Source organism: Bacillus sp. FSL R9-9497, assembly GCF_038005805.1.
Taxonomy (GTDB): Bacteria; Bacillota; Bacilli; order Bacillales; family Bacillaceae_G; genus Bacillus_A; species Bacillus_A cereus.
Map to the genome: position 1 here is coordinate 287,506 of NZ_JBBOTY010000002.1, position 20,191 is coordinate 307,696.

A 20,191-nucleotide genomic window follows, 5' to 3' on the forward strand; every position below is an offset into this window, starting at 1 on the left:
ATAAGCTGTCCATATGGACAGCTTATTATATTTTTGCTTAGCGTACATAATTCGCGTTTTGTTGGTGCTACCCCATCGCTATCATGCTAAGCTCATACAACGTCAATTATAGTAGAGATTATTTCTTTTTTCTAAAGGCTACGTATAGGGAATTTAAAGATTTGCATACGAAATAAACCCTAATGGGTTTCATTTTTTTGATTTAAGCCGCTTGATTATCAGACATGGTACAATTGTAAACGACACCTAATATATCAAAGACTGTTTTCTTCTCATATCTATGAGATTTTCGCCCGTTTTGCTGTAGGAGATTGAACAAGCGAATTAGAATCTTTGATAGCTCTTGGGTGTCTTTTTGTATAGCTTGAAAAAGAAGAAGAAAGTAATCTTTAATCATATATATGGCCTTATATTCACTCATTTCTCGCTTCTTTTTTCTAAGAAGTAATTGCCGCATTTGAAACATGGTAGAAGAACAGAGTAGAATGGCAATCAGTTGCCCGTACAAATGGCATTCCAATCGTTCTCGTTTTATCTTTTTACAACGATGAATATGAAAGAATGATTTCCACGTTTTAAATAAAATCTCAATTTGCCAACGTAAAGAATACCAATCATGTACTTGTCCCATTGGGACAATATCTGTAGGAGTATTTGTCATATATACATTGATACCGCTAAGTCGTTTACTACGAGGAGAATACTTCATCCCTTTCTTTTTTTCTCTTACCGTTTGATCTTGTAATCGTTTTTGTTGTTGTTCTTTTGTTAGTCGATGAATAATCACACGAGTTGGGACTTTATCAGTCATTCCTACATAAGCGTTGGATATTTCGCATGTTTGTCTTGGCTGAAGAGAGTTCATTAAAACCTCCATATCTATCTGGATATACTCTGTACCTTTCTTGATTCTGCCATCTTGAAAATAATCAGGGTTAGGATTTTTTTGATAAATACGAGTATTCGATTTGATACGTGAGATATAGTAAGCCTTTTTCTCTTGTATATGTTGAAGATCTTTCAAATGGAAATAGCCTAAATCTCGGATACATAAATCATTTGCTGTAACAGTTGGGACACACAGGGAACCGTAGGTTCGATCATGTTGTTTACCTGGACCTGTATGAATATGAAGGAATTGACCACTTAATAGATCATACTCAAGCTGAATCTTCACCCCCGCTGTATGGCTGCATCCTCCTGCACCCGGATAAACGGATGAAAAGGGATCTGGGAGCTGAAATGCAGTTGAATCTAAAATACGGATACGCTTGAAAATAGAAGTATATGGAGAAGAAATTGGCATAGATAAGGCCAATTTTTGATTTAGTAGTTCAGCTAGTATGTGTTGTAAAAATTGGACGGCTGCTTGATTAAATCGTTGATTCAGTCCTTCAGGACTGATGAGTACTTCTGTTGATGCTTCTAAACAGCTAGACAATTGAGTTAAAGACGTCGTAGCGACATTTTGGCTTACCCATACACATAAAGCTACTAAATCTTTTGCTTGGTACTTACTGGATCTTTGTACAAAACCAACATTTCTAGCAAGGTCCCGTAAGGTATTTGGAGATAAAAAACTTTGAATCTCTTGAGCAAATAGTTGTAATTCGTCAGACACAGAAACAGACATACAAAAACGCCATCCTTTCCTATGATTCTACAGAAAGAATAGCGTATTTTTTCATTTTAGGGGGATTTTTGAAGAAGGAATTAATAGTATTAATAGAATATGTAAAAATACTCCGCTATCTAGTGAACAGTTTTATACTTTCCGAACAATAGCCAAATAAATGGATGATACTATACTTTGAATAAAAAACACAAGCATTACATAATAAATAAAATATTCCTTATCTATTAACTTAAATATTGCTACTAATGCTACTCCAATTAATATACCAACCGTTAGAACAGTATAAGATAATGATTTAATTTTAAAGATGAACATTTGCCCTCTCTCATCTTGTGACTCCATCCGACGTTCAAATGTAATTTTGTAAATTTCTGCAATAAACACTAATACTACTAACACACAAATTACAATCGTAGCAATATTAACCATTATTCATCCTCCTCATATTTAAATACATCAGTTATCTCTTTCTCAAGTGAATTAGCAATTTTGAAAGCTAAAATCAAAGAAGGGTTATATTTATTTTTTTCTAAAGCTACTATAGTTTGTCGACTGACACCAACTGCATCTGCTAATTGTTGTTGAGTCCATCTTTTTTCAGCTCTTCCTACTACTATATTATTTTCAAGCATGTCATTCCTCTCTTCTATTATACAGTTATATTAACGTAATAGTAATATGTTTTTTACAAAAAGTAAAGAATATATTACATCAAACCGAATAACACATTATATGTTTCGCCGAAAAAACGTGAAAATTATACGCTATTAAATTTATCGAGGGGTCTGCAACATGCCCACCAACTTAAGCAAACAAATCCACCTCCTAACGAAAAAATGAGCTTTTTATTACAAATTAGCATAAAATTTCGTTCTGGGGGTAGTTATATTTTGTTAGCTTGATAGCGATGTGGTGCTACCCCATGCCCATCAAGCTTAAGATCTTGAAGGTACCCCCAAACGAAAAATTTACTTATCTACATCAGCTCATTTTATACATCTAGCGGTTTATTCTTTGATAGTTGTTGTACTTCTGTTTGAATATAAATAAAGTAAGTCCCATTTATCCAAAAACACCCCTGATTTCCATTATGTATAGGAAATTAGGGGTGTTTTTCAGTATATAAAACTTCAACATTATTAATAAGTCTTCTTTTAAAATATAGATGGTTAAACAGATGAAAAACTTCGATTATTATATTGTCCCTTATTTCTTAAATAAAGGTGCTATTTTATCAATTTGATTTGTCCAAATTCCACCTGTATAATCGTCAGGAAGGCGTTTTATATCTTCAGATGAGTCAAATCCACTTGAAAATCCAAACCCATTTCCTCCTACAACGATAACTCGAGTATCTGCTTTATCCATTCGATTAAGAAAACGATTTGGCCATCCCCAAAGCCAAGGAGCTACTTTGTCTGGTATATGTAACTCTCCATGCTTCAGGCTTGAAGGTATGTAGCCAGTCCACCCTAATGCCATATAAGTAATAAGATCTTTTTTCATGGTCGCTTTTGACATTGTTCGTAAACTAGGGATGCGCTCTTTTATCGCAGCAATTGGTTTATCGCCACCATATATAGTTAGTTGATCAAGGCGTTTCGCTGGTAATTTCTTAAGGTGAGCAGCCAATTGGATTCCTTCATTTTCATCATCACTTTTAATATGAATAAGAAAAGAACGATCTGGAAAATGGTTAAGTACTTCATCAAGTGTTGGCATAAGATTAATCCCTTTACCACGAAACGGGAATGTTTTACCTCCATCAGCTGTATAACCGTAACCAATATCAAGTGCTTGTAGTTCTTTTGTTGTAAAATCTCTTGTAACACCTTTACCATTAGTACGGCAATCAAGAGTCCAGTCATGAAAAATAACAAAATTATTATCTTTAGTTGGTTGAACATCAAACTCTACTAGATCAGCTCCAGCTTTAAATGCCGCTTCCATAGATGGAATTGTATTTTCTAAATAAGAATGTTCAGGTTTATTTATACGTTCTGCTGTACATGTATCGCTCTCAATCTCTTCCATGCTAAATGTTTGCGAAAGTCCTCGGTGAGCAAGAAGAAGAGGAGTTCCATCATCCCTCTTAGCAAAAAAAGAACTGTTATTTACATAAACAAATACGAATAGGATAAGAATTATCCAAGTCGTTTTACGTTTCAATAACCTTTTTAGTTTGTTCATTGTATGCTCCTCTTAAATTTTGGTTGAAATGCCTTAAACAATTTTTGGCATTTAAATACTGGTAAATATTAAAGCCTATCTTATTTTTTCGCAATGGATATAATTGTTAATTAAAGGCTGGTACTATGATATAAAACGGGGGCAATAGAAATCAATTCAATAACCACTCAACCTTCAATAAGAGTAGTTTTGAAAGATTTCTATGAGAATTTAATATAAATGGGTATTTGTAATATCCTATTATTTAAGAATCAATTTACTATATGTATATAATTATCTGACAGCATCTTAATCACCTTATTGAAGGATTAGAGGCCGTCTAAATAAAACTGGATAATAAATTAACATCATACCTACAAATGAGCAAACCAAATAAAAAATAGCCTCGTATTTTATTACTAGAGAAATATTATTATCAATCTTTTTTTCATCTCTTTTATATAACATTTTGAATAATACTCTATATAATAAATACCCAATAATTGCTCCCAGGGTGTTCATAGATAAATCATCAATATCTGTAATTCTATTATCTAGCAATTGACCTAACTCAATAGCCAATGAAAAACCGAATCCAGCATAGGCAGTACTTTTCACTCTTCTAAACTGCGGCCAAATAGCCGGCAATAAAAAACCTAATGGCATAAACAGTAAAATGTTTAAGACATAAGTAGTCATACCTTCAGAAGCAAATGGAATCAAGTTAATTTGATTTGCACGAATTAATGTTTCGTATCTACCTATGTCCCATATAGTCCCTATCTGCGTCACCTTATACACTAGTGAAAGGTAGAATAGAAAAACATACACCCATAGAAAATGCTGAATAGATATATTTTTTTTCGTTTTAAAATAAAATCCAATTTGAAACATTATACAAAAAATAATAGTAAAAAAATAAGTATATAAATAATTAATCAAAACTCCTGAATGCATTTAAAATCTCCTAACTTTATATTGTAATCTATAACTTTGTCATTTTAGAATATAATTCAAGAACGGGTGGTCATAATCACCCCACCCATATCTTTTACAGGTATTTCAACATCAATTGTCTTGCTTTGAAAAAAGGGATAATATGACATCGTATATTTTTCCCCCTCAATACTTGCTGAAATGCTCTCTTCTTCTTTTAAATAATCCAGGTATTCTTCCAAGGCTAAATTCATTTTTTGCATAATCGTACTGTGAGGCAAACCGACATAGCGAATATGCCAAGGTTCATATTCAATACCTGTAACATCCGTTTTATCCGAGGGATAGCGTAAGATAAAGCCGTATTTCCAAGCATTTTTTTCTATCTACTTCCCTTCAGGTGCTCGGTCCATTTGCGTTAAGCCTGATCCTACATCAAGTGATAAACCTGAATTATGTTCACTATAACCTGCTGGTAAGGCATAATCAGCCTCCATCTCATGGTAAAGTCCACTTGGCGCATAGGATATTTACTGTTAATTAAGAGCAGATTCCCTTGATAGATGTGTTCTTTTACAATCTCTTTCTTTTGAATAATTGAGGTAGTCCCTGTATTATCTATGTTATCTTTGTGATTTTGATCATATTTTTGAACCTCTACTTTATTCTGAAAAAACAGTGCTTTATTCATGAAAGCAAAACCTAAGAAAAATAACAATAAAAAAACACCACTTCTTCATTTTCAGCTTCCTCCTTAGGTAAATGACTTGATGATAATGTCACGCTGATTCAAACGCTGAAGATTTCGGATATGAAACTCTTAACGATTACTTTCTGCAAAGCGATGCTATATCTAGATGTGTATACTCTGTTCAGTGGTGTGCAGGAACATCCAAAACAGTAGATTGCTCATTTGGCACAATTCGCTAAAAAGAAAAGAAATATTTGTGTCACTCTTTTTCTAAACATTTGAGCTATTTTAATCCACGCATAAGTTATCATATCTTTCTTTGACGAAATAAAAAAAGCTCGTTCTTATGGTTTAAATCTACCGCATAAGAACGAACCATTTTTTAATATTAAATTGTTAATTTCCTAAGAAAAAGTAGAGATAACTTTAAGAATTTCTTAAGAAATAATGATTATTTTCTAAGAATCCCCTTTATCAACCGAGTCTTGGAAGACTGGAAGTTCTACCGTGAAAGTCGTAGAGTTATCATTACTTTCCGCGTAAATCTGTCCGCCATGCTGAACAATGATTTCTTTTGCAATCGCCAATCCAAGTCCCACGCCGCCCGTATCAGAAGAACGGGCATCATCCAATCTGTAAAACTTTTCAAATATGGTAGCGAGTTTATCTTTCGGGATGTTTCCGGCGTTCTCAAAAACGATGGATACCACATCATCGGAGAGTTCCGCCGTAATGTCAATTACACTGTCGTTCTCGCTGTATGCAGCGGCGTTTTTCAAAATATTGTTAAAGACCCTCGCTAGCTTATCAGGGTCACCAAATACGGTCAAATCTTCAGAAGCATGGAGTACCACCTGTTTCCCCTTCGCAGCAAGCTGGGGATAAAATTCATCAGTCATTTGCACCAGCATATAGTATAGGTCTATGTGCTTTTTCGTGAGCGTAATCGTTTGAAGGTTATATCGCGTAATCTCAAAAAACTCGTCGATTAGCTGTTCCAGGCGATACGCTTTGTCTAACGTGATATGCACGTACTTTGCCTTTTGCTCTCTTGGCATGTCTGGTGCCTCGTCAAGCAGGATCAGATAACCGATAACTGATGTAAGGGGCGTTTTAATATCGTGTGCCAAGTACATAACAACTTCATTTTTCCTTTGTTCGGCCACCTTTGCATCATGCTCTCGCTTTTCAAGGGTTCGCTTTAATGTGTTGAGCTTCTGTTCCATGAACTCCATTTCCGCAGAAAGCTCAATTTGTTTATCTTCGTTCTGAATAAGTATATCAATACCGGTATTTATCTCTTCAAAGTATTTTACAAATTTTAAAAGCATAACTCGGCATAGAATAAGAATACTAATGGCAACCGCCACATAAATAAAAATTTCTATATTGTTCCGTATAGTATACTGATATATTATCATTGCGTCCCAACGCTCTAAATGATAACTGTTTTCCAAAAAACGTACGATCCACTCCCCCAGTGTCCCTTGGATAAATAGACGCACAAACAGCACAAATACAACTGCTGCCATGACAATCGTAAGGATATATTGGTAGAGTTTTCGTTTTAATTTTGAATAATCGATTTTTTTATTCTTATTTTTATTTTTCAATTTTATAGCCGATCCCCCATACCGTTTTTATATACTTCGGATTATCAACCGTGTCGTTCATCTTTTCTCGCAGATGTCGGATATGCACGGTGATAGTGTTATTGCTCTTGCTGAAATATTCGTCACCCCATATCTCATGAAACAGCTGCTCAGAGCTAACCACATTCCCCTTGTTTTCACAGAGGATACGCAGGATTGAAAACTCGGTGGGAGTGAGAGATAACGGCTTCTCGTTCAGAGAACACTCATGCGTGCTTATATTAATGACAAGACCAGAGTGAACGATAACATTCTCGTTCTGTGCCGTTACTCCATTGTATTTTTTATATCGGCGTAACTGCGCCTTGACTCGCGCAATTAACTCTAGTGGGCGAAAGGGTTTTGTAATATAATCGTCCGCACCAATTGTTAGCCCTGTAATTTTATCTACTTCCGTATCTTTCGCCGTCAACATGATAATTGGATAGGTGTGCTTGTCCCTTATTTTTTGACAGATAGTGAGACCACTTACGTCGGGAAGCATGATATCCAATATTGCAAGGTCAAGCACATTCTTATCTATACATTCCAATGCTTCTTTGGCGGTATAGTATTTGAAAACCGTATAATTCTCGTTTTTCAAATATAGCTCAACCAAATCCGCAATTTCGCGTTCATCTTCCACAATAAGTACTTTATCACTCATGGTTACCAATCCTCCTCTATGGATGTGCTTTTTTTCAATTGGAATCTTTTCTGAATAACGAGCCTATCATACCTATTACACCAAGTAAAGTCATATTGCTGTATATAGACACAGTCGGTTACACAAAATAGATTTTCGGATTTACTCATTTATTAGGATTTAATTTTACGCCAAGAATAAGAGATCCATCAGACTCAAAATTATTTACAATAGATAAAGCAAATGAGTATCCAAAACTAGAAGGAGGTCCCGTCCTATCCATATCAACCTAACAAAACAAGGTCCCTTCCTAAAATGAAAAAATATGCTAATCTTTCTGTAGAATTATAGGAAAGGATGGAGTTTTATTATGGATTTTCCGATTCTTGAAGAACTTCAACTAATTGCTGAAGAATTACAACGGCATATGTGTTCCTATGTTCTAGAGCACTTAGCTAAAGAAATGGGATTTGTTCATCGAAAGAGTAAATATCAAGCAAAGGAATTAGTTGCTTTATATGTAAGGCTTAGCCTACAGGTTGTAAGTACATCACTCACACAATTATGTAGCTGTCTTGAAGTATCTACAGTTGTTCTTATCAGCCATGAAGGGCTTAACCAACGATTTAATGCTTCCGCAGTACAAGTTTCTTGAACAAGTTCTAGCTAACCTTCTAACTCAAAGAATTCATTCAACACAAGAAATAATTCATCAATACACCACGCCCTTTAAACACATTCGGATTCTAGAGTCTACAACATTTCAGTTTCCAGATAAGTTTTCTTTACATTATCAAGGCGCGGGGGGAAGTATCCATACGGCAGGAGTTAAAATTCAGTTAGAGTATGACTTATTGAGTGGGAATTTCCTGCACGTTTATGTAGGAGAAGGAAGAGAAAATGATAAAACCTTTGGTTCAACAAGCCTACAAACCATTCGACCAAAAGACTTTATATTAGAGATTTAGGCTATTTTGAATTACATGATTTACAGAATATCTGAAAGACACTCGTATACGAGTGTCTTTTCTTTATGCAAAAAAATATTTTCAAACAAAAAACCCTTTATAAAAGAACACAAGTTCGTATATAATAAGAACAAACGTTCTTATTTGATTTAAGGAGGAATAACAGTGTATGACTATTCTATCTTACCGAATAGAATCATCTTATGTGTGGATTTACGAAGCTTTTACGCTTCAGTAAGTTGCATCAAAATGGGGTTAGATCCTATGTATATAAAATTGGCAGTAGTCGGTGATGTAAATAGAAACGGTTCAATTGTTCTAGCTGCCACTTCACCATTAAAAGCATTAGGTGTAAAAAGGATGGCCAGATTATACGAGATTCCTCGCAGAAAAGACATTCTTGTTGTAAATCCAATTATGGGTACTTACATAAATTGCTCGAATTACATAACAAAGCTAGCTTTACAGTACGTTCCTATTGAGGATTTTCACCAATATTCCATCGACGAGTTCTTCATGGATATTACGGATAGTATTCATTTATTTGCTAACGATCCCTATGAATTCGCATTGAAATTTAAAAATGAAATATATGCGAAAACACGGATCGAATGCACAATAGGAATTGGCCCTAACCCTTTAATGAGCAAAGTAGCTTTAGATATTGAAGCAAAGAAGAATCAAAACGGCATCGCTTATTGGAAATATGAAGATGTCCCAACAAAATTATGGAGCATACGACCGCTTAATACATTTTGGGGCACTTCGTACAAAACGGAAGAAAAGTTGAATCGAAAAGGAATACATTCTATAGGAGATTTAGCCAATTACCCTCTTAAATACTTAAAACAGAGCTTCGGTAAGATTGGAGAAGAATTACACTTACATAGCTACGGAATTGACTTTAGTCGCATTTCAGAAAAATATGTTCCTGCCACAACTTCTGTTGGGAAAAGCCAAATACTCATGCGCGATTACACAATAGAGGAATTTCCGATTATTCTACTGGAACATATTGAAGAAGTTTGTTATCGGCTTAGAAGACAAAATAAGCTTGCTCAAACCGTTCATTTTTCAGTCGGTTATAGCAAGACTTATAACGGTGGTATTAGAAAAACACATACTTTAAGTCGTCCAACTAACCTAACAATGGATATTTATAGGATCTGTACATACTTTTTACATCAGCAATATACTGGAGAACCCATTCGCAGCATAAACATTTCTCTAACGAATCTAATTCGAGAAGGGGAGGAACAAATTTCTCTTTTCGATAATGTCCTGCAACGAGAACAAGAAGTAAAACTAACAAAAGTAATGGATGAAATACGCACAAGGTATGGGAAGAACAGTATATTGCGGGGAATTTCCTACACGCATAGCGCCACAGCTAGATACAGAAATACACTAATAGGGGGACACAAATCATGAATAACGCTAATATGCCAAAAGGAAGAAAAATGGTCAAGTGGACTCCATTCGCTGCATTAACATCTCAATTTGATGGGATACGTGAAATGATTAAGGAACAAAACAAATTACCCCGTCCGATCTTAACAACTGAGGAAAAAGAACGAATTGAAAACATGTTATTATGTTCCTTAGTATCTGAAGAAGAAATAATGATTACATATTATGAGGATGGTTATTTACTCACTAATTATATGACCGTTGTTGATATTGATCCTTCAAATAGCGCTGTTATATGTACGGATGCTTTTTATAATAAGATGAAACTGCAATTTTCTAATATAATAGATGTTAAATGAAGTGAATTGATGTAATCACGTTTGGATTATTAAAAAGGAGTGTAAAAATGCAAGGAAATCAGTTAAGAAAGAACGCCGCAGGAGCAATTATTCATAATAATATTAATAGCTATCCCATTCTAAATATACCTATGATTATTAACAAGAAAGATGGGATCATTTATGAGGTGTTAAACGCTGGTTTTCAAGCTAATGATGCTGTAGCAATGATAACAACGGATGGTTTTGCTACAACCAGGGTAAATGCACCGATCGTAACAGCAAAAAACAATGATGGTAGCCTTCAAATATACCGCTTACCGTTAGAACTTGAATATTGGGTGATTTCTTGTATGCATGCTGCTTCAGAAGGAAAAAATCCATTCCCCTGTAAAGTCGCTTTTGGAATTATAGACACAAAATTTTTTGCGGAATTCAAATGAAAAGGTCTGTTTATTCAGCAGACCTCTCATCAATTATAGCTATATACCTTTTTGTTTGTATTCGATGTTATTAACGAAACTTAGGGAAGGTATATACGGTGCCCGTAGAATCGTAATGTCTTGATTTAACAGAGATACATATTGATTAATCAAAGTCATGCATTTGCATGGCTTTTTTGTTATTGATTCTGGTTTTACATTGTAGGGGTACGGAAACGATTCGAGGTATGAGGGGCCACTATGAAAGAAAACCTAATTGATACAATAAAAACCGTAGAAATTAAATATTTCCACGGTTTTTATTTTTACCTAAGATCCTTTTAATTATTTTACAACAATATAGAACTTACCTGGCATTTCATTTTGTGCATCTTGAAATATTTTTAAAATTAAATCCGCATAAGGTCCTAACATTTTTTGAGTACTCTCGAAAAATTCCCATTCTATTGTTATAGGAAGACCTATAAATCCAGTTAAACAGTCCCACAAAGCATCTGCATTTTCCTGAAGCTACCCCTATAGGGGTTCAGCCGAGATACGTGTAAAAATGGGTCACAGCGATACAATATTTACCAAACGGTGGTTATTGAGGGCTTTTGTAGCATCACCCGAAGTCACTCTGGCTCCAGCATCGAAATAGGTTAGATTGCTAAAGGTACCTCTATTGTTTCTCGTAGACGAAGCATACACTTCTCAAACATGCCCTTGTTGCCAAAGAAGAAAGTGTGGACACGTAACTACGTTTGTGTGTGCGGCTACGAAGAACACTGGGACATTCACGGTGCCCGCAACATTTTGGTAAAAGAACTGTACGGAAAGATGTGTCATATCCCGGAAGAAACGAAGAGAAAGTATTTGTGGATTGCGTAAGCAAAAAGTAGTAGACGGTGTGGTCCCACCCTTCTGCATGTGCAGAAGTTGCTTAGTCAAATGAAGAAAAGGAGTCCCTGCATAGGTGCAGAGAGGAGATGGAAAATCCGCTTCTCATGGGACCTTGTCTTTGTTGATGCTAAGAAATCCCCACTTCAAGCGGAAGCGAGTAAGTGGGGGAGGTTCATAGTGAATTATTTTTGTACTTAAATTACTTAATCTCTAAAATCATTGCTAGATCGATTGCATAATTCGTGCGAGTTCTTTTTCTAAAGCAGCGGGCTCGTTTGCATAATTGTAAATCCCTAAAAACTTCTCTATAGCCTCTGGATGGGAACTGATTAGCTTGTTGACAGCATCCTGTTGTTCAGATATGCGTTCATTCTTCGAAATTTGGCATCCCATGTGAAACCGAACCATAAACTCATCTTCTATTGCCTTTTGATATTCTTCAGACATTTGATTTGATTGATCGGATTGTCCCTTATATTTTGATAGAATATTGGATAATATACGTGCTCCACATATAGCATCATGGATACCCTGCGCCATGCCAGGATCTTTAAAACAAACTGCATCTCCAACCAACGCCCATCCTTTTCCCATTCCTTTATACCAGTAATTATCATATCCGAGAATGCCTTTGACCGGTTCTACTAGTTCTGCATTTTTCAAGCGCGCCCCAATTGTTGTATTCGGAAAGTTATCTGTAAAGAAATTGCGTAGACAGCTTTCCGGATTTAATTTCAACCGTTCTATCAATTCCTTATTTTCTAATGGGAAAATGCCGACAATTACATATAAATCATCATTCGTCGGAAAGAGAATGGCTGTGTTATCTTTTATCTTGTATACTTCAAATTTAGGGACATTATCGTGGCGAAATCCAGAGAAATACCCGAAATAGATGCCGACTGTTGCCGGAATACTTATTTTGAGTTCACTTTTTACCAGCTTGCGAATAATAGAGGATCGGCCGTCTGCCCCGACTACCAGGCGAGCTAAAAATTCTTGTTTCTCGTTGTCGCCGTCTAAACCTTTCACGCCTATCACTGTTTCGTCATCACGGATGACATCCGTCACACGAAATCCTTCTAAAACAGTTACATTCATTTGGGATTTGGCTTGTTCAAGTAGAATATGATCGAGATAAGTTCTTCTAATACAATAACAACTTTCCTCTCCGTAAACCTCAGGGATGAGACCTTCTATCACGGTATCCTCAAATTGAAATTTAATATCCCGTACCGGCGGTGCTTTTGTTTCCAATAACTTGTCCAGGACACCGGTTTCTCGAAGAAGAGCGACAGTATTATTGAAAAAGGTATGGGTTGATAATGTGTCCCTTGGAAAATTCGCTCGGTCCACTAACAACACATGGAAACCTGCCTTAGCAAGATAAATTGCAAGGGTAGAGCCGGCACATCTAGCACCGGTAATGATGACATCATACGTCTTATTCATCGTATCACTCCATTTTCAAGTATAATTATTAACTTGCTTATCCATTAGTAGAGTTCTAAAGTTAATGCCCCTACGAGTTAAAGTAATGGGGAAAATTGATAAGAATGCACTACATACATAAAGTATGGAAGCTAAAACGAAATAAGTACAGAAAATTCTCACCTGCTATACAATTAAAAAGAATTTGTGGTAAAAATCGGAATGATAATTTAAGTATTAAATAAAGGTCCGTTTACTTGTCTCGTGAAGAGTTAATGATGTATATTCACAAAAATGGTTGTTAAAACATCGACTCCAAACTCCTTGTATAAAGTTATGCAAATCAAGTCCATTTGCTATGTTAAATGCGCTATAATTTTTGGGTAGTCGTCCTTATCATATGTTGAATGAATTATATCCAAATCGTTTTAAAGAGTGGGAATTAAAAAAAACGTCTACAGGATTCTGGACAAAAGAGAAGGGACTCCATTTAGCAGATGAGTTCAACATAAGATTCAATGTAGACTATTGATTATGTATCTTGTTTTTTATTAAATATCACGGTACGTGAAATTTTAAATATCTTTACTAAAAAAGCCCCTTGAAAGGAGCACTTATTTTACAAGATACTGTTCTATTTCTTTTATTAATAGTTCTGCACCTTCTGGGCTTAATGTGATCTTACCATTTGCTAATGCTATGTTACGATTTGACACTTCTCCTGTTAATACACAAACAGCACCAGGCTGATACTTCTGTAAAATGATGTCTTCCCCTTCTACAAAAATCTCTAATGGTGATTTTTCTTTAATCCCAAGCGTATTTCTAAGTTCCTTTGGAATTACTATACGCCCTAATTCATCCACTTTTCTAGTTACTCCGGTTGCTTTCATCCAGCATATTTCCCCATTTCATTATCAATTTGTAACCAAGTTATTCTTTACTATTGTAACAGGCTTTCACCATACACGAGAAACATAATGAATCAAAAACAGAGCATCATTATAAGAAATTCTTTAAACCCTTGCTGAAAGGAAATACGACCTTCTTCCATTCTACACGCCCCCTTTTCTCTACAACTTTTAATATATTAAAATATAAAGGAAAGAAACCTGCCAATTTCTTTCCTCGACGGTCACTCATGACTTTTGCTCTTTGTTTGCTTTTGCAAATGAAGAGCTTTTATTTTGCATACTTATATTTGCTTTCTAACATCGCATAACGCAATAGCTTTATCTTTGTTTCTTTTTTCAATGCTTTCCATTCCGATACAGCAATCTTCATTCTTCATTCCTCCATTACTTTGTTATTTATTTAGACTTATAAGTTCCATTTGTAGATTTTTTAATTTCTTTATCACTAAACCCTTTATGGATAGCGAAAATTTCTGGAAAATCCGAGAGACACAAATCAATAATTGTATTATCAGTTGTTCTTATATAGGGGTAGCGCCACACATCCATCAACTTAAGGTATATTTTCAAACAAAATGCGGTCTTTCCATATAGTTTTTTATTATCTTTTGTAGATTTTATAAAAGCGGGCATATCAAATAAACCCTGACGGGTTTCAATTTTTTACTATGCTACCTGATGAGTAGAAGTGGTATACTCATAGACAACACCCAAAATATCAAAGACTGTCTTTTTCTCATATCGATGAGATTTTCGTCCGTTGTGCTGTAGGAGGTTAAACAGACGAAGGAGAACCTTTGATAATTCTTGGGTGTTTTTGTGTAATGCTTGGTAAAAAAGTGAAAAATAATCCTTAATTATGTACATCGCTTTATATTCACTTAGCTCTTTCTGTTTCTTACGTAATAGGAGTTCTCGCATTTTAAACATAGTAGAAGAACATAATAGAATACTAATGAGTTGCCCATAAAGATGACATTCTAATCGCTCTTGTTTAATAGATTTACAACGATGAATTTGAAACCAAGATTTCCATATTTTAAATAACAGCTCAATTTGCCAACGTAATGAATATAAATCATAGATTTTCTCTTTTGGTACCCATTCCGTAGGAATGTTTGTCATATATACCGTAATACCTTGTAAAAGCTTTGTACGCTCTGTATATGTAATTCCTTTTTTCTTTTCACGAATAGCTCGGTCACGTAGGCGTTTCTGTTTTTGCTCCTCGGTACACCTATAAACTACAATACGAGTAGGCAATTTGTCCTTACTCCCTACATATACATCGTGTAATTCATACACTTGGCCAGGTTGTAGTTGTTTCATAATGTCTTCCAAATGAATTTGTATATATACTGGTTTCAATTGAGAGGGTTTTGTTTTAAATACCACTGTTTCGAACTCTTTTCTATATATTTTAGTTGGTAACTTAAGACGAGATAAATAATACCCCTGCTTGTCTTGAATAGACTTAAAGTCTTGTAGACGAAAATATCCTAAGTCACGAATATACAGCTCATTCTTTTGTATCATGCCTGTTCGAGTCGCACCATACGCCTGATCACTTCGTTTTCCTGGCTCAATTTTCACATCAGAAAATTCCCCACTCAACAAGTCATACTCTAGTTGAATTTTCACACCAGCTTTATGACTACATCCTCCGGCACCAGGATAGGTAGATGCGAATCGATCTGGAACCTGAAAGGTTGTAGAATCAAGGATGCGAATGCGCTCAAAGTAGGAAGAAAGAGAATGAGAAATCTTAGATACGCCTCCAATTTTAGCTTGTAGAAGTGTAGTAAATACAGTTCGAAAGAAGGCTACAGAAGTAGAGTTAAATCGCCGATTAAGTCCTGTTGAAGTTTCTAATTGACTACATAGTTGAGTAAGAGAGGTAGTAGCGACTTGTTGATTTAGCCATACACACAAAGATAAGAAATGGTGCCCGTGGCACTTACGTTTTCGTTTCATTCCGCCTGCTTCTATGGCTAATTGATTAAGTGTAGCGGGAGACATATATCGATATAACTCTTCAGCGAATAAAGATAATTCGTGTTTTTGATTCATATTCATAAAAAACACGTCACCCTTTCTCATTAACATAAGAAAATAGTAACGTGCTTTTAACTTCAAAAATAGTCTAAATCCTTAAGTTGATGGATGTGGGGTGGGACCCCATCACCATCAAGCTAAAAAATATATTTCCCCCATAACAAAAAAAATAAATTAAATTCTTATGGACAACCATGAAAAGGTGAAATTTTCGTTTAGGGATACTTCAAAATATTCACTTGATGAGCATGGGTACTAACCTATGTTCATTAATTTAAAAAATCAGATTAAATCCAAAACAAAAGTTTCACACATGGTTGACTACGGATAATACTGATTATGTAAATAAAAATTCCCTTTAAATTTTTTAAAGGGAATTTTTATTCATAAGTATTACTGACCCTATACTTATCATGAATTGAATAACTAATTATTACTGCTTATCAACAATTACTCCTCTGACCGCTGCCTTTATATAAGGAGCGTCTTGTAACTGTTGCAAAGATTCTGTTGTTCCTGTGATTACTACACCATATATAGGTAAATCTTTTGGAGAAATACCTTTTATATTTTTATAATGATTTTGAACATCATCATTATTAAGTTGATTATTCTCATTTAATTTTTTCATTGCATCCATAAAATCTTTTGAATTTCTCTTTAAATTCTCTTTTGAATATTCTTCTTTTTTTGTATAACTTCCTTGAAATCCATATACATGCGTAGACATCACAGCATTCAAAACAGCACCAGTTTTAGGCTCTTTTAAACCTACATAAGTATCTGGGTTATTTTCATTGTATGTGTCTACCCAATACCAAACTGGTTGTACATCTTTTGGTAACATTTTTTCAATTTGCTCAACTGTATATGCTTTATCAAAAGATATAGCTATTTCTCCAACTTTATTTTGAAGCTCTCCAATATTTTTAAGGTCATTTACATAATTTTTATATGTAACAAACGGTAAATAAAATCGCATTTCTCTCTGCATCGTTTGACTATTATAATCTGGTAAATTCTCAAATTCATTCTTCTTATTACCGGATTCTTCGTCTAATATTGTATTTCCACTAAAATTCAATTGACTATACCCCCAAATTGATGAATACTCATATATTTCATCAATCCATTTAACTGGTTGTCCAGCAATATTTTTATAAGAACTATATATAATTGTACCGCCAGTTAAACCCATACTTAATTTGGTATGTCCTTTAAATAAAATATTAGGGCCTTTTACAGTATGCAATACATTCCTTTGTCTTTCCATTTTAATAAAAGTCTTTTGAGAAAAATAAATAGATGAAATATAAATTCCTATAATCACGACAATCGATGCACACATAGAGATAATCCAATTTCTCAAAAGATGCTTCCTCTTTGCTTTCTTTAATAACCCCTTCATATGTTTATCATCCATATCTAGTTCAAACGCTTTCCGACTCATAGTGCTTCTTCCCCCTATACAATGCTTTAAATTGATTACGTGCCCTGTATAAATTTGTTTTAATGGTTTCTTCTTTCATGTCTAATAAAGAAGAAATTTCCTTATAAGATAATTCATAATCATATTTCAGTAATAAAATATTCTTATAATCTGGATTCATTGTTTCCAGCACTTCTTGTATTTCCACTTGGAACTCTTTCGTTAGAATAATTTCATCTAACGATTTTTGACCAATAAGTATAACTGACTCAATAGGTACCGGATTAAAACGTTTTGATTTTCTATATAAGTCCCGATATTGATTAATTGCTACCCGTAATAACCACGGAGTCAGTTTTTCTAACGAAATATCATCCATTAAAAACATTGCTTTGTATAATGTATCTTGTACAATATCTTCAGCATCTTTTACCTCTACACCAAGCTTTAATAAATACTTATAAATAACTTGGGATTTTTCTACTAATAGTGATTCAAATGTATCATGTTTCATCTGACACTCCCTTCTATATAATTAACGTTTGAAAACGGAAAATGTATACAAACTTTGTAAAAGAAAATAAAAAAGTACATCTATGTATAATGTACAATACGTTTTTTCTATATAATTATATTTAATATAACATCACTTAATCGAAGTAAAAAAGTTATCTCTATGCTAGCTTTTTATCATTATTGATATCAAATAAAGAAAGGGGTGCACTATATCACCATCAAGCTCAAGAAAAATTGTATCCATAAAACGGAAATAACGTTATTCTTTTTGTAAAAACAAATAGAAAGGATGATATTTTTGCTATGAATTTATCAATTTCTGATGAACTCGAATTGTTTTCTAAAGAGTTGCAACGTTATATGTCATCACATGCTTTGGAGCAATTAGCAAGAAATGTAGGGTTTGTGAAACGAAAAAGTAAATACCGCGCACAAGATTTAGTGGCTCTATGTATTTGGTTAAGTCAAAATATATCTCATACTTCATTGACACAACTATGTAGTCGATTAGAGGCTAACACAGGTATTTCTATGAGTCCAGAAGGACTCAATCAGCGTTTTAATCCTCAAGCTGTTCAGTTTTTACAACAACTATTAGCACATTTACTTCACCAACAATTTTGTTCTTCTAGCAAGATTCCAACTTTGTATACAAACTATTTTCGGCGTATTCGTGTATTGGATTCTACACATTTTCAGATTCCGGATAAATTCGTTTCTACATATCAAGGTTCCGGTGGTAGTGGTCAAGGTGCTGGCGTAAAAATTCAACTAGAATATGATTTACTAAGTGGTCAGTTTCTACATGTTCATGTAGGATCAGGAAAGCACAATGATAAAACGTATGGTTCTACTTGTTTAACGTCTCTTCAACCGAACGATGTATGTATACGTGATTTAGGATACTTCGACTTAAAAGACTTATATACGATAGAAGAGTGTAATGCTTATTTTATTTCAAGGTTAAAGCTTAATACACGTATATATCAAAAAAATAATGAACCTGAATATTTTAAAAATGGAATAATAAAAAAGCACTCTGAGTACATCCAATTAGATATGGAACAATTCGTTGACCAATTACAATCAGGTGAAACATATGAAATTTCTGAAATTTATATTGGAATGTATCAAAAACTTCCCGCAAGACTAATTCTGTATAAATTAACTGAAACGCAAATGGAACGTAGACAAAAGGATTTAGCATTTAAAGAACACAAAAAGCAAATTACCTATAAAGAACGCAGTAAGCGGCTAAGTGCAATTAACTTTTACATTACAAATGTTCCTTTGGAATATCTACCAAAGGAACAAGTTTACGATTTTTACTCCTTACGATGGCAAATTGAACTTATCTTTAAAACATGGAAATCATTCTTTCGTATTCATCACTGTAATTCTGTAAAATTAGAACGACTAGAATGTCACTTATACGGACAATTAATTAGCATCCTTCTTTGTTCCTCCACCATGTTTCAAATGCGTCAATTACTCCTCATCAAGAAGAAACGAGAATTAAGCGAATATAAATCGATTTATATCATAAAAGATTATTTTTCACTTATTTATCAATCTTTACAAAAAGACACCCAAGAATTAACAAAGATATTGTTTCGTCTGTTCAATCTCTTACAGAAAAACGGACGAAAATCCCATCGGTATGAGAAGAAAACAGTCTTTGATATCTTAGGCGTCGTATACAACTTTTCTATGTCTCACAATCATGTAGCGTAATCGAAAAAAATGAAACCCGATAGGGTTTATTTGGTATGCAAATCTTTAAAGAACTTGCACTGGATCTTTAGAAAAAAGAAAAAACCTCACGTGAAATTAAACTTATATAAGCTTAGCTTGATGGGTATGGGGTACCGCCAACATAACGCGAATTTCGTACGCTAAGGAATTTTTCATTTAAAAAACTTGGTTTTTCCGTACTTTAAGAAGGTTCCATAAACGGTATTTGATATTTGGTATGATACTTTGTTTTTGGTAATGAGTTTTGGAACTGTTTTTTGGCCATATTTCTCTTAGTTTGATTGGAATTCAATAAAGTTCCATAAACGGTCTTTTTTAGAACTTGTTAATCGAGTATATTG

General features: G+C 34.3%; 18 protein-coding genes and 3 pseudogenes. 7 read left to right on the forward strand and 14 right to left on the reverse strand.

The window, feature by feature from the left end:
• Positions 1 to 202: 202 nt before the first annotated feature.
• From MKY21_RS28900 to vanR-A, 8 genes and pseudogenes are all read right to left on the reverse strand, one after another.
• Positions 203 to 1,633 (reverse strand): IS4 family transposase, encoded by a 1,431-nt coding sequence (locus tag MKY21_RS28900; protein WP_000116998.1) that lies wholly within the window; start codon positions 1,631 to 1,633, stop codon positions 203 to 205.
• Positions 1,634 to 1,765: 132 nt separating this feature from the next.
• Positions 1,766 to 2,065, reverse strand: coding sequence for a hypothetical protein (locus MKY21_RS28905; protein ID WP_000247165.1), 300 nt, complete (start codon positions 2,063 to 2,065; stop codon positions 1,766 to 1,768).
• Positions 2,065 to 2,268, reverse strand: coding sequence for a helix-turn-helix transcriptional regulator (locus MKY21_RS28910; RefSeq protein WP_000892394.1), 204 nt, complete (start codon positions 2,266 to 2,268; stop codon positions 2,065 to 2,067). The genes MKY21_RS28905 and MKY21_RS28910 overlap by 1 nt, the downstream gene beginning before the upstream one ends.
• Before the next feature lie 574 nt (positions 2,269 to 2,842).
• Entirely contained in the window at positions 2,843 to 3,826 is a 984-nt protein-coding gene (locus MKY21_RS28915; protein WP_097842537.1) for a glycerophosphodiester phosphodiesterase family protein, read from the reverse strand.
• 297 nt (positions 3,827 to 4,123) lie between these two features.
• Positions 4,124 to 4,762, reverse strand: a complete 639-nt coding sequence (locus tag MKY21_RS28920) for a VanZ family protein (protein WP_000555583.1) — start codon at positions 4,760 to 4,762, stop codon at positions 4,124 to 4,126.
• 56 nt (positions 4,763 to 4,818) lie between these two features.
• Positions 4,819 to 5,106: pseudogene (locus MKY21_RS31275) on the reverse strand (M15 family metallopeptidase); the annotation flags it as partial.
• 784 nt (positions 5,107 to 5,890) lie between these two features.
• Positions 5,891 to 7,045 carry a vancomycin resistance histidine kinase VanS gene (gene vanS / locus MKY21_RS28930; protein WP_044585209.1) on the reverse strand — a complete coding sequence of 385 codons (1,155 nt, stop codon included), beginning with the start codon at positions 7,043 to 7,045 and terminating at the stop codon, positions 5,891 to 5,893.
• Positions 7,035 to 7,730, reverse strand: coding sequence for a vancomycin resistance response regulator transcription factor VanR-A (vanR-A, locus tag MKY21_RS28935; RefSeq protein WP_001281108.1), 696 nt, complete (start codon positions 7,728 to 7,730; stop codon positions 7,035 to 7,037). Before vanR-A ends, vanS begins: the two co-directional genes overlap by 11 nt.
• Positions 7,731 to 7,906: 176 nt before the next feature.
• On the opposite strand from vanR-A, the gene MKY21_RS31280 reads away from it, so the two are divergent.
• From MKY21_RS31280 to MKY21_RS28960, 5 genes and pseudogenes are all read left to right on the forward strand, one after another.
• On the forward strand, positions 7,907 to 8,002 hold the full coding sequence (locus tag MKY21_RS31280) for a hypothetical protein (protein ID WP_372584817.1): 96 nt from the start codon (positions 7,907 to 7,909) through the stop codon (positions 8,000 to 8,002).
• Positions 8,003 to 8,079: 77 nt separating this feature from the next.
• A pseudogene (locus MKY21_RS28945) lies at positions 8,080 to 8,709 on the forward strand (IS4 family transposase); the annotation flags it as partial.
• Between the two features lie 133 nt (positions 8,710 to 8,842).
• On the forward strand, positions 8,843 to 10,108 hold the full coding sequence (locus MKY21_RS28950; RefSeq protein WP_341078211.1) for a Y-family DNA polymerase: 1,266 nt from the start codon (positions 8,843 to 8,845) through the stop codon (positions 10,106 to 10,108).
• Positions 10,105 to 10,446: a YolD-like family protein gene (locus MKY21_RS28955; RefSeq protein WP_341078213.1), complete on the forward strand. Its 342-nt coding sequence runs from the start codon at positions 10,105 to 10,107 to the stop codon at positions 10,444 to 10,446. Before MKY21_RS28950 ends, MKY21_RS28955 begins: the two co-directional genes overlap by 4 nt.
• A 47-nt stretch (positions 10,447 to 10,493) precedes the next feature.
• Positions 10,494 to 10,868, forward strand: coding sequence for a hypothetical protein (locus MKY21_RS28960; protein ID WP_001161906.1), 375 nt, complete (start codon positions 10,494 to 10,496; stop codon positions 10,866 to 10,868).
• Positions 10,869 to 11,192: 324 nt separating this feature from the next.
• Here the strand turns inward: MKY21_RS28960 and MKY21_RS28965 are convergent.
• Positions 11,193 to 11,372 (reverse strand): annotated as a pseudogene (locus tag MKY21_RS28965) (barstar family protein); the annotation flags it as partial.
• A 160-nt stretch (positions 11,373 to 11,532) separates the two neighbouring features.
• Here MKY21_RS28965 and MKY21_RS28970 point away from each other — a divergent pair.
• The gene (locus MKY21_RS28970) at positions 11,533 to 11,670 is read left to right on the forward strand and encodes a zinc ribbon domain-containing protein (RefSeq protein WP_198284614.1); all 138 of its coding nucleotides are present in this window, start codon (positions 11,533 to 11,535) and stop codon (positions 11,668 to 11,670) included.
• Between the two features lie 302 nt (positions 11,671 to 11,972).
• Here the strand turns inward: MKY21_RS28970 and MKY21_RS28975 are convergent, their stop codons facing one another.
• From MKY21_RS28975 to MKY21_RS28995, 5 genes are all read right to left on the reverse strand, one after another.
• Complete coding sequence (locus MKY21_RS28975) at positions 11,973 to 13,202, reverse strand: NAD(P)/FAD-dependent oxidoreductase (protein ID WP_001044754.1); 1,230 nt, start codon at positions 13,200 to 13,202, stop codon at positions 11,973 to 11,975.
• 593 nt (positions 13,203 to 13,795) lie between these two features.
• Entirely contained in the window at positions 13,796 to 14,074 is a 279-nt protein-coding gene (locus MKY21_RS28980) for an AbrB/MazE/SpoVT family DNA-binding domain-containing protein (protein WP_000648342.1), read from the reverse strand.
• A 687-nt stretch (positions 14,075 to 14,761) separates the two neighbouring features.
• On the reverse strand, positions 14,762 to 16,171 hold the full coding sequence (locus tag MKY21_RS28985; RefSeq protein ID WP_341078216.1) for an IS4 family transposase: 1,410 nt from the start codon (positions 16,169 to 16,171) through the stop codon (positions 14,762 to 14,764).
• Between the two features lie 412 nt (positions 16,172 to 16,583).
• Complete coding sequence (locus MKY21_RS28990) at positions 16,584 to 17,600, reverse strand: anti-sigma factor (RefSeq protein ID WP_341078217.1); 1,017 nt, start codon at positions 17,598 to 17,600, stop codon at positions 16,584 to 16,586.
• Positions 17,581 to 18,093 (reverse strand): RNA polymerase sigma factor, encoded by a 513-nt coding sequence (locus tag MKY21_RS28995; RefSeq protein ID WP_116366686.1) that lies wholly within the window; start codon positions 18,091 to 18,093, stop codon positions 17,581 to 17,583. The genes MKY21_RS28990 and MKY21_RS28995 overlap by 20 nt, the downstream gene beginning before the upstream one ends.
• Before the next feature lie 305 nt (positions 18,094 to 18,398).
• On the opposite strand from MKY21_RS28995, the gene MKY21_RS29000 reads away from it, so the two are divergent.
• Positions 18,399 to 19,829 (forward strand): IS4 family transposase, encoded by a 1,431-nt coding sequence (locus MKY21_RS29000; protein WP_341078220.1) that lies wholly within the window; start codon positions 18,399 to 18,401, stop codon positions 19,827 to 19,829.
• Positions 19,830 to 20,191: the final 362 nt, after the last annotated feature.